Source organism: Nocardioides ganghwensis, assembly GCF_014779655.1.
Lineage (GTDB): Bacteria > Actinomycetota > Actinomycetes > Propionibacteriales > Nocardioidaceae > Nocardioides > Nocardioides ganghwensis.
This window is the reverse complement of the sequence record NZ_JACXYX010000004.1, coordinates 186,835-200,069: the sequence shown is the minus strand read 5'-3', so window position 1 is coordinate 200,069 and position 13,235 is coordinate 186,835. Positions and strand designations below refer to the sequence as shown.

Below are 13,235 nucleotides of genomic sequence, written 5' to 3'. Positions count from 1 at the left end.
CCGATGGCGGCCCGCCTCAGGCCGCTCACGCGTGGTAGCGCCGACCCGACTCTCGTTCGGTCCGTACGGCGGCCTGTGGACAGCGCGAGCGCGCGGCCGCCGACATCGGCGAGGCTCCGGGGATGGAGATCTCGGACCTCATGCCGATCCTGGGTGGTGTGGCCTCGCGGCGGACGCTGGTCGCGATCACCTCCCGGCAGGCTCTCGACCAGGCGCTCCGGAGCGGGGAGCTGGTGCGGGTCAACCGCGGCCGGTACGCCGTCCCGACCGTGCACGCGAGCACCGAGCTCGCACTCAAGGTGTCGGGCTACGTGTGCCTGGTGTCGGCCGCACTGGCTCACGGCTGGAAGGTCAAGGTCGTGCCCGAACGGCCGCAGATCGCGGTGCCGAAGGACCGACGGCTCGACGCGGCCAGGCGCGCCGAGATGCACCTCAGCTGGATCGACCTGCAGGACGAGCACGTCGAGGGCGTGTGCACGACGGCGGCGAAGACGCTCGAGATGTGCGGTCGCCGGCTCCCCTTCGACGAGGCACTCACGATCGCGGACTCCGCGCTGCGCGACGGCTTCCCACGACAGGAGCTGGACGCTCTGGCACGGGAGGCACGCGGCCCGGGCGCAGCTCGTCTACGCCGCGTGGCAGCACACGCGGACGGACGAGCGGACAATCCGTTCGAGTCGGTGCTGCGCGCGACAGCGCTGGACGTGCCCGGACTCGACGTCGAGCCCCAGGTCCGGATCCGCGGTGACCTCGGCCTGGTGGTGCGCTCCGACCTGGTCGACCGCCGACTCCGCATCGTGCTCGAGGCCGACTCGTTCGAGTGGCACGGTGATCGGGCGGCCCTGCGACGCGACGCCCGCCGCTACGACCTGCTGGTCGCCAACGGCTGGGTCGTGCTGAGGTTCGCGTGGGAGGACGTCATGCACGACCGAGAGTGGGTGCGATCTGTCCTGGTCGCGACCGTCATGCGGACCGAACGGACGGCCAAGCTGCTGGCGCAGCCCTGAGGGCATGCCCCTCGTGCGCGTTCGGTCCGTTCCACGGTCGTGCCGCCCGCGAGGTCGGCAACCCGGTCAGCTGAGGACGAGCCCCGGGTAGAGCGGGTGCTTGTCGAGCATCTCGGCCGACCGCTTGGTGACGCGGTCGGCGACGCCGTCGCCGAGGACGTACGACGCCTTGCTGGGCCCGCCCGCCTTGGTGGTGCCGGCCTCGGTGTTGCTCAGCACGTCGACGATCAGCTCCGCGACGGTGTCGAACTCGTCGTGGCCGAAGCCGCGGGTGGTGAGGGCGGGGGTGCCGAGGCGGATGCCGGAGGTGTACCAGGCGCCGTTGGGGTCGGCCGGGACGGAGTTGCGGTTGGTGACCACGCCCGCGTCGAGCAGCGCCGACTCGGCCTGGCGGCCGGTGAGGCCGAAGGACGACACGTCGAGCAGGACGATGTGGTTGTCGGTGCCGCCGGTGACGAGGTTGGCACCGCGGGTCAGGAAGCCCTCCGCCAGCGACTTGGCGTTGTCGGCGATGCGCTGGGCGTACGCCTGGAAGTCAGGCGTGCGCGCCTCGGCGAAGGCCACGGCCTTGGCGGCCATCACGTGCGAGAGGGGACCGCCGAGCACCATCGGGCACCCGCGGTCGACGTCGGAGGCGAACTCCTCCTGGGCAAGCACCATGCCGCCGCGCGGGCCGCGCAGCGACTTGTGCGTCGTGGTGGTCGTGAGGTGGGCGTAGGGCACCGGGTTCTCCTCGCCGGTGAACACCTTGCCCGCGACCAGACCGGCGAAGTGGGCCATGTCGACCATCAGCACCGCGCCGACCTCGTCGGCGATCTCGCGCATCTTCGCGAAGTTCACCCGGCGGGGGTAGGCGGAGTAGCCGGCGACGAGGACCAGCGGCTTGAACTCGCGCGCCTTGGCGGCGACGGCGTCGTAGTCGAGCAGCCCGGTCCCGGGGTCCGTGCCGTACTGCTGCTGGTGGAACATCTTGCCGCTGATGTTGGGGCGGAAGCCGTGGGTGAGGTGACCGCCGGCGTCGAGCGACATGCCGAGCAGTCGCTGGTTGCCGAACTCGTGGCGCAGGGTCTCCCAGTCGGCCTCGGACAGCTCGTTGACGTTCTTGGCCTGGAGCTTCTCCAGGTAGGGGCTCTCGACCTTGTTGGCCAGGATCGACCAGAACGCGACGAGGTTGGCGTCGATGCCGGAGTGCGGCTGGACATAGGCGTACGGCGCGCCGAAGAGCTCGCGGGCGTGCTCGGCGGCGAGCGACTCGACGGTGTCGACGTTCTGGCAGCCGGCGTAGAAGCGGTGGCCGACAGTGCCCTCGGCGTACTTGTCGCTGAACCAGGTGCCCATGGTCATGAGCACGGCCGGCGACGCGTAGTTCTCCGAGGCGATCAGCTTGAGCGAGGAACGCTGGTCTGCCAGCTCCTGGCGGGTCGCCTCCGCGATGCGGGGTTCGACCGAGGCGATGACCTCGAGGGCCTGCGAGTACGCACTGCTGATCAGGGAGTCCGTCATGGCCCCAGCCTAGGGCCCGCGCGCGGCCGCGCGCTCCCGGCCCGCGACTGCTGGACAGCCACACCGGGAACCCCGCAACCGTCCGGTGCGTTGGACCCGCGTGGCCCTCCCCTCGCTGACCGACCAGGCCGAGCGGCTCGTCCGCCTCGGCGTCCACGACCTCGCCGGGATCCCGGCCGCACGGCTGCGCGAGGTCGCCGCGCGCGGCCCCGCGGACGGCCTGCTCGTGACGTCCGCACCAGCGTCGGCCCTCGCGCCCCTGCTCCGCCGCGCAGAGGGTCACGAGGAGAAGGACGGCTTCGTCGTCGAGGACATGACCGACGTCGACCTCTTCGCCCCCACCGTCGACGTGCCGGACGCCCCGTACGCCGCGCTCGGGCTCGATCGTGGTGACGCCTTCCTCGACCGGACCCCGAAGGAGTCGGTGCCGGAGCTGCTCGGCGCCGGTCGCTCGCCGATGACCCTCGCCGAGGGCCTGCACTGGGTGCTGCAGGACCCCGGCGTCCTCCAGCGCAACGCCTGCTTCATGACGCCCGGCTCCCGCCTGCGGCGTGCCGACGGGTCGTACGACGCCCGCACGCCGGCGCTGTGGATCAGCAACGGCACCGGGCGCGACGGCCGCGAGCGCCGCGACGCCGTGAAGCTGGGCTGGTGCTGGTGGGGCAACCGCCACACCTGGCTCGGGATCGCGTCCTGCGGCGAGCGCCTACCTGTGTGACCTGGGCCGCACCGGACCCGAGCCCACCGCGTGGCTCCACCCCGCCGTCTCACATACTGGCCGACGATCCCACATGACGAGATTTCGTCTTGTGGAAGTGGTGTCCACTCCCTGAGACTTCTTGACATGGTCTCCGCCTCCACCCACGCACACCTGGTGGTTCGACGTCACGTCGACCTCATGCGTGTGGGCAGCGCGACCTGTTGGCATCGCTGACGCCGCCCCAGCTCATCCCCTCCGCGCTCAACGTCGCGCGCGGCACTCATTCAGCGAACAGGACTCTCCTGACATGCCCGACCTCCGGTTCAAGCCCCAGGCCGCCCAGAACACCGAGATCCCGCGCCCCAAGCGCGCCGAGGGTCAGTGGGCGCTCGGCTACACCGAGCCGCTCAACAAGAACGAGCAGTCCAAGAAGGACGACGACCCGCTCAACGTCCGCGACCGCATCCTCTACACCTACTCGCGGCGGGGCTTCGACTCCATCGACCCCGCCGACCTGCGTGGTCGCTTCCGCTGGATGGGCCTCTACACCCAGCGCGCCCCCGGCTTCGACGGCGGCAAGACCGCGCAGCTCGAGGAGGAGGAGCTCGACGACCGCTTCTTCATGATGCGGGTCCGCACCGACGGCGCGATCCTCGACGGTCCGGCGCTGCGCGCGCTCGGCGAGGTGTCGACGGCGTACGCCCGCAACACCGCCGACATCACCGACCGCAACAACATCCAGTACCACTGGATCGAGATCGAGAGCGTCCCGGCGATCTGGGAGCGCCTCGAGGGCGTGGGCCTCACCACGCTCGAGGCGTGCGGCGACAGCCCGCGGCCGTTCCTCGGCTCGCCCGTCGCCGGCATCGCCAAGGACGAGATCATCGACGGCTCCGAGGCGCTCGAGGAGATCAAGCGCCGGATCCTCGGCAACCCCGACTACTCCAACCTGCCGCGCAAGTTCAAGACCGCGCTGACCGGGCACCCGAGCCACGACGTCGCCCCCGAGGTCAACGACGTGTCCTTCGTGGGCACTGTCCACCCCGAGCACGGCCCGGGCTTCGACCTCTGGGTCGGCGGCGGCCTGTCGACGAACCCGATGCTCGCGCACAAGCTCGGCGTCTGGATCCCGCTCGACGAGGTCGCGGACGCCTGGGAGGGCGTCGCCGGCATCTTCCGCGACTACGGCTACCGCCGGCTGCGGTCCAAGGCCCGCCTCAAGTTCCTGCTCGCCGACTGGGGCAAGGAGAAGTTCCGCGAGGTCCTGGAGAACGAGTACCTCCACAAGCAGCTCGTCGACAACCCCTCCCCCGAGGCGCCCGTGGCGCAGGGTGACCACATCGGGATCCACGAGCAGAAGGACGGCCGCTTCTACGTCGGCGCCGCCCCCGTCGTGGGCCGCATCGACGGCACCACGCTGACCGGCCTCGCCGACCTCGTCGAGGCGTACGGCGCCCGCGGTGCCCGCCTGACGGCGTACCAGAAGCTCGTGGTGATCGGCGTCGCGGCCGAGGACACCGAGGCCTTCGCCGACGACCTCGAGAAGATCGGCCTCACCGCCCGCCCGAGCAACTGGCGCCGGTCCACGATGGCCTGCACCGGCATCGAGTTCTGCAAGCTCGCCATCGTCGACACCAAGGAGCGTGCGCGCCGCCTGGTGACCGAGCTGGAGAAGCGCTTCCCCGACCTCGACACCCAGATCTCCGTCAACGTCAACGGCTGCCCCAACGCGTGCGCCCGCACCCAGGTCGCCGACATCGGCCTCAAGGGCCAGCTGGTCATGGACGACAACGGCCAGCAGGTCGAGGGGTTCCAGGTGCACCTCGGCGGCGCCCTCGGCCTCAACCCGGCGATGGGTCGCAAGCTGCGCGCCCACAAGGTCACCAGCGCCGGCCTCGACGACTACGTCACCGCGGTCGTTTCGGCGTACCTCGAGGACCGCACCGACGGCGAGCGGTTCGCCGCCTGGGTGGCCCGCGCCGACGAGCCCCTGCTGCGCGGAGAGCCGGTGGCGGTCGGATGAACCACCCCACGACCTCGCTCGCTGCGCTCCCGAACACGCAGGGACCCCGGCAATGAGCGAGCGCGCGCAGCCCTTCCACTGCCCCTGGTGCGGGGACGAGAACCTGTTCCCGCGCGAGGGTGCAGGCGCCTGGGAGTGCCGCTCGTGCCTGCGCAGCTTCACCGTCCAGATGACCGGCATGATCCCGCACCCCGGCACCGGAGGAGGCACGCCATGAGCCTCTCGACGCGCGCCGCGCGCGACTTCAAGGGCACCCACACCGCGGGGCGTACGCCCGAGGAGCTGCGCGAGCTCGTCTCCCACGTCGGTGCCGAGCTCGAGCTGGCCCCCGCCGAGGTCATCATCGAGTGGGCCGTCGCCACCTTCGGCGACCGGTTCGCGATCACCTCGTCGATGGGCGACGCCGTGCTGGCGCACCTCGCCTCCAAGGTCGCACCCGGCATCGACGTCGTCTTCCTCGACACGGGGTACCACTTCGTCGAGACCATCGGCACCCGCGACGCCGTCGAGGCGACCCTGCCGGTCAACCTGCGCACCATCACGCCGGCCCAGACGGTGGCCGAGCAGGACGCCACCCACGGCAAGGACCTCTACAGGACCGACCCCGACCTGTGCTGCGCGCTGCGCAAGGTCAAGCCGCTCGCCGACACGCTCGCCGAGTACGACGCGTGGGCCACGGGCCTGCGCCGTGCCGAGACCCACAACCGCGTGATCGCGCCGGTCGTCGGCTGGGACGCGCGCAAGGGCAAGGTCAAGGTCTCCCCCCTCGCCCGCTGGAGCGACGAGCAGGTCGAGCGCTACATCAACGACAACGGGATCCTGGTGAACCCGCTCGTCCACGACGGCTACCCCAGCATCGGCTGCTGGCCCTGCACCCGGCGCGTCGCTCCCGGCGACGACCCGCGCAGCGGGCGCTGGGCCGGCACCAACAAGACCGAGTGCGGCATCCATGCCTAGATCACCCCACGACGTTCTTCTCCTCCGCTTCGCTCCCCCGAACAACGCCGCGGGGACCCCGATCCGGCAGAAGACCTCACCTTTCAAGCACCGCGACAACGTCGTCGCACCCATCCAGCACCACCGCACCACCACTCACGATCGGAGGCACCCCTGATGGCTGCTCCTGCTCTGGTTGCCCTGGCCCACGGAAGCCGGGACCCGCGATCCGCCGCGACGATCAAGGCGCTCGTCGCCGAGGTCAAGGCGATGCGCCCCGACCTCCGCATCGAGACGGCCTTCCTCGACCTCTCCAAGCCGTCCTTCGACACGGTCGTCGACCGGCTCGTGAAGGCCGGCCACGACGAGATCGTCGTCGTGCCGCTCCTGCTCACGGAGGCCTACCACGCCAAGGTCGACGTCCCCGAGGCGATCGCGGCGGCCATGGCCCGCCACGAGGGCGTACGCATCCAGGCCAGCCGCATCCTCGGCATGGAGGCCGCCTTCCTCGAGGTCCTCGACGTCCGGCTGCGCGAGGCGCTGAAGGCGGCGCGGGTGCGCGAGCTCGACGCGCTGGTGCTGGCCGCCGCCGGATCCTCCGACCCGCTCGCCAACCAGGCGGTTGCCCGGATCGCCCGCACGTGGGGTGCGCGGCACCGACTGCCGGTCACGGCCGCGTTCGCCTCGGCGGCGCCGCCGGCTGCCGGTGAGGCCGTGCGCGCCTTCCGCTCGGCGGGCAAGCGCCACATCGCCGTCGCGTCGTTCTTCCTCGCCCCGGGCCGGCTGCCGGACCGCGCGACGGAGCTCGCCTTCGAGGCCGGCGCGGTGGCCGTCTCCGACCCGCTGGGCGCCCACCCGGCCGTCGCCCGCGCGGTCCTCGCCCGCTACGCCGTCGGCGCGGTGGAGCTCGTCCCCGTCTGATCCGAGGCTGAGGTCATGGCGGCCGGTCGCTCCGACGACCGGTGGCCATGACGTCATCCGAGGTGCTTGAGCGCCTCTCGGCGCGACAGCCCGCTGAGCCGGTCGGCGTGCGTGTCGACGTACGCGCGGACCCACGCCGGATCCGTACGCGCGTGCTGGCGAAGCGCCCACCCGAGCGCCTTGCGGACGAAGAACTCCCGTCCGTACGCCGTGTCGTCGAGGTTGGCGGTCAGGACGCGCGCGAGCAGGTCGGTGTCGGTGCGACCGGCGTGGCGCAGCTGCGCGAGCATCGCCGTACGCCGCACCCACAGGCTGTCGGCGTCGACCGACCAGGCGTCCATGACCGGCGTCGTGTCCGCACGGTGCTCGAGCAGCACCTGGCCGACGAGGTGGGCGGCGATCTCGTCGACGACGTCCCACCAGGCGCCGGTGCGCACGAGCGTCTCCAGCAGGGGAAGGAGATCGGGGTCGAGCCACGGCCGGTAGGGCCGGTGCCGCAGGAGCGCGATCGCGGCGTACCACTCCTCGCGGTGCTCGGCGTCCTCCCACAGCTCGAGAACCGCGTGCTCCCACTGGGCGCGGTCGACGAAGCGGTGCTCGACCAGCAGCGGGCGCAGCAGGGCCTTGAGGGCCGGAGCGCCCAGACCGACGTAGGGCAGGTCGGACTTCATGTAGGCCTGCTGCTGCGCAGCCCGGACCGGGTCGCCGACCTCGGCGAGGGCCGCGCGCACGGCTGCGACGTACGTCACGGGGTGCCGCCCCTCGACGTCGTCCGGTCCGTCATCCGACCAGGCGCTCGCGCAGGTGCTCGAGCTGGCGGGCCGGGTCGTCGGTGACGCCCCCGTGCACGGGTCCGGGCTGGAGGACGGTGCTGCGTGGAGCCTTGAGGAACCCGAATCGCTGGCCGAGGGACTGGCGAGCCGCCTCGCCGCCGCGTTCGTCACCGCGACACACCAGGTCGACGAAGGCGAGGGCCTCGCAGACCTGGTCGACGTCGACCCCGGGGTGGAGCGCACGCAGCCGGTCGCGGTCCACCGACCAGGCCGCGTCGAGGTAGTCCGCGCCCTGGCAGTGCAGCACCACGCCGACGTTGACGAACTCCTCGCGGTCCGGTCGCGGCACGCACCGCAGGACGACGTACTGGTAGGCCAGCCGGGTCGTGCTCACCGCGCCACCTCCGGGAGCCACTGCCGGGTACCGAGGCGGGCGACGAGGAAGTCGACGTAGGCCGCCCGCAGCTCGTCGGGCGTCCCGGCGCCGGGGACGGGCTCCAGCCAGACGTCCGGGACCGCGGCCAGGACCTGGGCGAACACCTCGCGGCCGAGCAGCGCCGCGACCTCATCGTCCAGCTCCCGCGCCCGTCGTGCGCAGGTCTCGAACACGTGCCCGCTGACGTCCCAGGGCTGCGCGGCGAACCGTGCGGGATCGGTGACGCCCGCCTGCCAGCCGTGGTGGAAGTAGAGCGAGGCGCCGTGGTCGATGACCCACAGGTCGCCGTGCCAGAGCAGCAGGTTGGGGTTGCGCCACGAGCGGTCGACGTTGGCGGTGAACGCGTCGAGCCAGAGCACCTTCGCCCCCTCGTCGTCGGCCGTGGCCACCTGGCCGTCGACCCCGAACGAGCCGGGGAGGAAGTCGATCCCGAGGTTGGGCCCGACGCTGGCGTTGAGGAGGTCCTGCACCTCCTCGTCGGCCTCGTAGCGGGCGAGCTCGGGGTCGAGGTCGAGGACGACGAGGCGCGGCGTGCGCAGGCCGAGGCGGGTGGCGAGACCGCTGACGATCACCTCGGCCACCAGCACCTTCGCGCCCTGGCCGGCACCGCGGAACTTGCAGACGTACGTCCCGAGGTCGTCGCCCTCGACGACGCCGGGCAGGCTGCCGCCCTCGCGCAGGGGGGTGACGTAGCGCGTCACGTGGACCGTCTGGAGGCGCGTCGAGACGCCGGTCGGGAGGTCAGCGGTCACCGGACCGGGGCCTCCGCGGCGAGCCGCTCGGTCTCGGCCGTCACGTCGAAGTCGGCGGTGGGCCACTGCAGGTCGAGGCCGCGCAGCGTGTCGAGGAGGATCTGTCCAACGGCGAGGTTGCGGAACCACTTCTTGTCGGCCGGCACCACGTGCCACGGGGCGATGTCGGTGCCGGTGCGCTCGAGCGCGATCTCGTAGGCCTCGCGGTAGGCCGGCCAGTGGGCGCGCTCGTCGAGGTCGCCGGGGTTGAACTTCCAGTGCTTCTCGGGGTTGGCCAGCCGCTCGGCGAGGCGCGCCTTCTGCTCGTCGGCGCTGATGTGGAGCATGCACTTGAGGACCGAGAAGCCCTCGTCGACGAGCCGGGCCTCGAACTCGTTGATCGCCCCGTAGCGGCGTTCGATCTCGTCGGGATCGGCCAGCCCGTGCACGCGGGCGATGAGGACGTCCTCGTAGTGCGAGCGGTCGAAGACCCCGATGTAGCCCGCCTCCGGAAGGCCCTTCTCGATGCGCCAGAGGAAGTCGTGGGCGCGCTCCTCCTCGGTCGGCGCCTTGAAGCTGGTGATCCGGACGCCCTGCGGGTCGACGAGGCCGATGGTGTGGCGCAGGACGCCGCCCTTGCCGCTGGTGTCCATCCCCTGCAGGACGAGCAGGACGCGACGCTCGGAGCCCGCGGTCCGTTCCGCCCAGAGCCGCTCCTGCAGGTCTGCCAGCTCTGGCTGCATGCCGGCCAGCGCGGCCTTGCCATCGGCCTTCTTGCCGTCGAACCCCGGCGCGGAGTCGGGGTCGATGGCGGTCAGGTCGACCGGACCGGAGGGAAGTCGCAGCGCGTCGGCGATGGCTGAGGTCATGGGGTCATCATGGCCCACCGGGCGCCGGTCCGGGCTCGGCGCGGTGCGCGCCGCCGAGGACCCGCCGTACGTCGAGACGGCAGCCGACGACCGTGGCGACCGACCCGGCCCTGGTGGGCTCGTCGAACCACGTGCCACGGGTGAAGCCCACCTTGTCGAGGATGCGCAGCGAGGCCGCGTTGCGGTGGTCGGGTGCTGCGAAGAACTCCTCGGCGTCCAGGAAGCGGCGCGCCGCGCCGACCATCCAGGTCCAGAGGATGCGGGCGCCGAGTCCGCGACCGGCCCACTCGGGCTCGCCGATCGCGTAGTCGAGCCCGATGGCGTCCGGGTCCGGCGTGAGGAGCGCGAACGCCGGGTGGTCGCGGATGCGGTAGTCCTGCACGAAGCCGATCGAGCGGCCGTTGACCTCCACCACCCACATCCGGGTCGGCGTGATGCCGTCGATGCGGGGGCCGTACGTCGCGGCGACCCGATCGGGGGTCGGCTCGCCGCCTGTGTGCCACCACCGGCGTACGTGTGCGGCAGCGAGCCACCTCCCCAGCAGCGGCAGGTCGCCGCGCGCCATCGCCCGCAGGTCGATGCGCTGGTCCGGGTCGACGACGAACGCGAGCGTGTCGCCCGACAGGTCCTCGGCCACCGGGGCGGCACCCAGCGGTGCAGCGATGCGCGCGGCGGCAGCCGCCCAGCTCTCACCCGGAGCGACCTCACCGACGAGCTCCACCCGCTCGTCGCAGACGGTCACCAGCCTCGGTGCCACGACGCCGGTCAGTGGGCGAGCGCGTCCGGGTCGACGACGGGCGGCAGGACCGACCACGGGAAGTCGATCCAGCGCTCGGTCCGTCGCCACACGTAGTCGGCCTTGATGACCGACTGGGGCTTCTCGTAGATCACGACCGTACGGACCTCCGCCACGTGGCCCTCGCAGAACTGGTGGACGAGCTCGAGGGTGCGCCCGGTGTCGGCGACGTCGTCGGCGACGAGCACCTTGAGACCGGACAGGTCCACCACCGCCGGGGTGGGCGGCAGCATGATCGGCACGTCGAGTCGCTCGTCGACCCCGGTGTAGAACTCCACGTTGACCACCGAGATGTTCTTCACCGCCAGCGCGTAGCCCAGGCCCATCCCGAGGGCCAGGCCGCCGCGGGCGATCGCGAGGATCATGTCGGGTCGGAAGCCCGAGTCCGCCACCTGCTGCGCCAGCTCGCGCGTCGCGGTGCCGAACAGGTCGTAGGTGAGGACCTCGCGCTCGTTGCTCACCGGCCCATCCCACCAGAGCCGCGGCACCGGGCGGAAGGGCGACCCTAGAAGTCGGGCGGCTCGAGGTCGTCGGCGCCGTCGGGGTCGTCCCCGTCGTCGAGCGCCTCGCGCACCACCGAGAACGCCAGTCCGGCCCCGTAGCCCTTGCGCGCCAGCAGCCCGGCCAGTCGCCGGGTCGCCACCTGCCGGTCGAGGCCACGCATGGAGCGCAGCTTCTTGTCGACGAGCGCCCGGGCAGCGATCCGCTGGTCGGCCTCGTCGATCTGCTCGAGCGCCGCCTTGGCCTCGTCGTCTCCGACGCCCTTGCGTCGCAGCTCCTGGGCCAGTGCGCGCGGCGCCAGTCCGCGGCTGCGGTGTCGGCTCTCGACCCACTGCCGGGCGTAGGCCGCGTCGTCGATGAGACCGACCTCGGTGAACCGGTCGAGCAGCTCGGCGGCCAGGTCGTCGGGGACGCCCCTGCCGGCGAGCTTGCCGGCGAGCTCCTGGCGCGAGCGGGCCTGACCGGTCAGGGCGTCGAGCAGGATCTTGCGGGCCACGGCCTCGGGATCCGCCTCGACCTCCGCGGCGGCAGCCTCCTCGCGGGCGATCCGGGCCGCCTCCCGCTCCTCCCACGTCCGGGTGCGGCCGCGGCCGCTCTTGCGGGTGGAGCGGTCACCCGTCCCCCGGGCGCGAGAGGGTCGGGACTCGGTCGGCGTGGGTGGGGTCTCCCCCACCCACGCCTGCACGCCGAGTCCGACGTCACCGGCCCAGTCAGGAGCGGGGCGGCTCTCCTTGGTCATCTCTCGACTCCTTGGAGCATGGGGTTTCGACGCGCGGATCCGACCCTTCGAGACGGCGCTGGCGCCTCCTCAGGACGGCGCCTCGCAGGCCCGGTCGAACGCTTGCTCAACCTGCCCGCGCGACGCCGGCCGCTCGTTCCTCGTGACCGCCTGCGCGGTTAGAAGTCATTGACCCCGATGGGCTCGTCACTCAGCTCGTCGGCGGGCTTGTCGACGGCGGGGATGACGCCGAGCTTCTCCAGGATCAGCTTCTCGATCTCGTTGGCGAGGTCGGGGTTGTCGCGCAGGAAGTTGCGCGAGTTCTCCTTGCCCTGGCCGAGCTGGTCGCCCTCGTAGGTGTACCAGGCGCCGGCCTTGCGGATGATGCCCGCCTCCACGCCCACGTCGATCAGGCCACCCTCGCGGCTGATGCCCTTGCCGTACATGATGTCGAACTCGGCCTGCTTGAACGGCGGGGCCACCTTGTTCTTGACGACCTTGACGCGGGTGCGGTTGCCGACCATGTCGGTGCCGTCCTTGAGCGTCTCGATGCGGCGCACGTCGAGGCGCACCGAGGAGTAGAACTTCAGCGCGCGACCACCGGTGGTGGTCTCGGGCGAGCCGAACATGACGCCGATCTTCTCGCGCAGCTGGTTGATGAAGATCGCGGTGGTGCCGGAGTTGTTGAGGGCACCGGTCATCTTGCGGAGCGCCTGGCTCATCAGGCGGGCCTGGAGGCCGACGTGGCTGTCACCCATCTCGCCCTCGATCTCGGCACGGGGCACCAGCGCGGCCACGGAGTCGATGACGATCAGCGACAGGGCACCCGAGCGGATCAGCATGTCGGCGATCTCGAGCGCCTGCTCGCCGGAGTCGGGCTGGGAGACCAGCAGGGCGTCGGTGTCGACACCCAGGGCCTTGGCGTAGTCGGGGTCGAGCGCGTGCTCGGCGTCGATGAAGGCGACGATGCCGCCCGCCGCCTGGGCGCTGGCCACCGCGTGCAGGGCGACCGTCGTCTTTCCGGAGGACTCCGGACCATAGATCTCGACGACGCGGCCGCGCGGCAGGCCGCCCAGGCCGAGGGCCACGTCGAGGGCGATCGACCCCGTGGGGATCACCTCGAGCGGAGCCCGCGTCTCGTCGCCCAGTCGCATGACCGAGCCCTTGCCGAACTGCTTCTCCACCTGTGCGAGCGCGGCGTCGAGGGCCTTCTCGCGGTCTGCACCAGCCATTGCTGTGTCCCGTCCTGTCGTCGTTGTCTGAGGTACGTCTCCGACGCTAGGGCGAGCCACCGACAGTCCCTGATCAGGACGGTCTGACG

The 13,235-nt window shown here is 71.7% G+C and carries 15 protein-coding genes; 6 read left to right on the top strand and 9 right to left on the bottom strand.

All coding sequences use genetic code 11. The annotated features are described in order from the left end of the window. Positions 1–122 precede the first annotated feature (122 nt). Entirely contained in the window at positions 123–1,007 is an 885-nt protein-coding gene (locus tag IEZ24_RS06495; RefSeq protein WP_207206712.1) for a DUF559 domain-containing protein, read from the top strand. Between the two features lie 66 nt (positions 1,008–1,073). Here the strand turns inward: IEZ24_RS06495 and IEZ24_RS06490 are convergent, their stop codons facing one another. Then, a complete protein-coding gene (locus IEZ24_RS06490; protein WP_129453784.1) occupies positions 1,074–2,510 on the bottom strand; it encodes a glycine hydroxymethyltransferase in 1,437 nt (478 codons plus the stop codon). A gap of 100 nt (positions 2,511–2,610) precedes the next feature. Between IEZ24_RS06490 and IEZ24_RS06485 the strand changes: the two genes are divergently transcribed. The 5 genes from IEZ24_RS06485 to IEZ24_RS06465 all read left to right on the top strand — a co-directional run bounded on the left by IEZ24_RS06485 (position 2,611) and on the right by IEZ24_RS06465 (position 7,090). Then, positions 2,611–3,228: a DUF5701 family protein gene (locus tag IEZ24_RS06485; protein ID WP_207206711.1), complete on the top strand. Its 618-nt coding sequence runs from the start codon at positions 2,611–2,613 to the stop codon at positions 3,226–3,228. A 289-nt stretch (positions 3,229–3,517) separates the two neighbouring features. Then, on the top strand, positions 3,518–5,233 hold the full coding sequence (locus IEZ24_RS06480) for a nitrite/sulfite reductase (RefSeq protein ID WP_129453782.1): 1,716 nt from the start codon (positions 3,518–3,520) through the stop codon (positions 5,231–5,233). Positions 5,234–5,285: 52 nt separating this feature from the next. Beyond that, positions 5,286–5,450, top strand: a complete 165-nt coding sequence (locus IEZ24_RS06475) for a hypothetical protein (RefSeq protein WP_165355983.1) — start codon at positions 5,286–5,288, stop codon at positions 5,448–5,450. Then, the gene (locus tag IEZ24_RS06470; protein ID WP_129453781.1) at positions 5,447–6,190 is read left to right on the top strand and encodes a phosphoadenylyl-sulfate reductase; all 744 of its coding nucleotides are present in this window, start codon (positions 5,447–5,449) and stop codon (positions 6,188–6,190) included. Before IEZ24_RS06475 ends, IEZ24_RS06470 begins: the two co-directional genes overlap by 4 nt. A 156-nt stretch (positions 6,191–6,346) precedes the next feature. After that, the gene (locus IEZ24_RS06465; protein WP_129453780.1) at positions 6,347–7,090 is read left to right on the top strand and encodes a sirohydrochlorin chelatase; all 744 of its coding nucleotides are present in this window, start codon (positions 6,347–6,349) and stop codon (positions 7,088–7,090) included. Between the two features lie 53 nt (positions 7,091–7,143). Here the strand turns inward: IEZ24_RS06465 and IEZ24_RS06460 are convergent, their stop codons facing one another. The 8 genes from IEZ24_RS06460 to recA all read right to left on the bottom strand — a co-directional run bounded on the left by IEZ24_RS06460 (position 7,144) and on the right by recA (position 13,146). Then, the gene (locus IEZ24_RS06460; protein ID WP_129453779.1) at positions 7,144–7,839 is read right to left on the bottom strand and encodes a DNA alkylation repair protein; all 696 of its coding nucleotides are present in this window, start codon (positions 7,837–7,839) and stop codon (positions 7,144–7,146) included. Positions 7,840–7,870: 31 nt separating this feature from the next. Further along, the gene (locus IEZ24_RS06455) at positions 7,871–8,257 is read right to left on the bottom strand and encodes a DUF3037 domain-containing protein (RefSeq protein WP_129453778.1); all 387 of its coding nucleotides are present in this window, start codon (positions 8,255–8,257) and stop codon (positions 7,871–7,873) included. After that, complete coding sequence (locus tag IEZ24_RS06450; protein ID WP_129453777.1) at positions 8,254–9,051, bottom strand: HipA family kinase; 798 nt, start codon at positions 9,049–9,051, stop codon at positions 8,254–8,256. The genes IEZ24_RS06455 and IEZ24_RS06450 overlap by 4 nt, the downstream gene beginning before the upstream one ends. Further along, entirely contained in the window at positions 9,048–9,899 is an 852-nt protein-coding gene (locus IEZ24_RS06445) for a polyphosphate kinase 2 family protein (protein WP_129453776.1), read from the bottom strand. Before IEZ24_RS06445 ends, IEZ24_RS06450 begins: the two co-directional genes overlap by 4 nt. Before the next feature lie 7 nt (positions 9,900–9,906). Beyond that, positions 9,907–10,656 carry a GNAT family N-acetyltransferase gene (locus IEZ24_RS06440; protein ID WP_242498393.1) on the bottom strand — a complete coding sequence of 250 codons (750 nt, stop codon included), beginning with the start codon at positions 10,654–10,656 and terminating at the stop codon, positions 9,907–9,909. Positions 10,657–10,664: 8 nt separating this feature from the next. Next, entirely contained in the window at positions 10,665–11,156 is a 492-nt protein-coding gene (locus tag IEZ24_RS06435) for a phosphoribosyltransferase (RefSeq protein WP_129453775.1), read from the bottom strand. Between the two features lie 44 nt (positions 11,157–11,200). Next, positions 11,201–11,935, bottom strand: a complete 735-nt coding sequence (locus IEZ24_RS06430) for a regulatory protein RecX (RefSeq protein WP_129453774.1) — start codon at positions 11,933–11,935, stop codon at positions 11,201–11,203. 158 nt (positions 11,936–12,093) lie between these two features. Then, entirely contained in the window at positions 12,094–13,146 is a 1,053-nt protein-coding gene (gene recA, locus IEZ24_RS06425) for a recombinase RecA (protein WP_129453773.1), read from the bottom strand. Between the last annotated feature and the right edge of the window lie 89 nt (positions 13,147–13,235).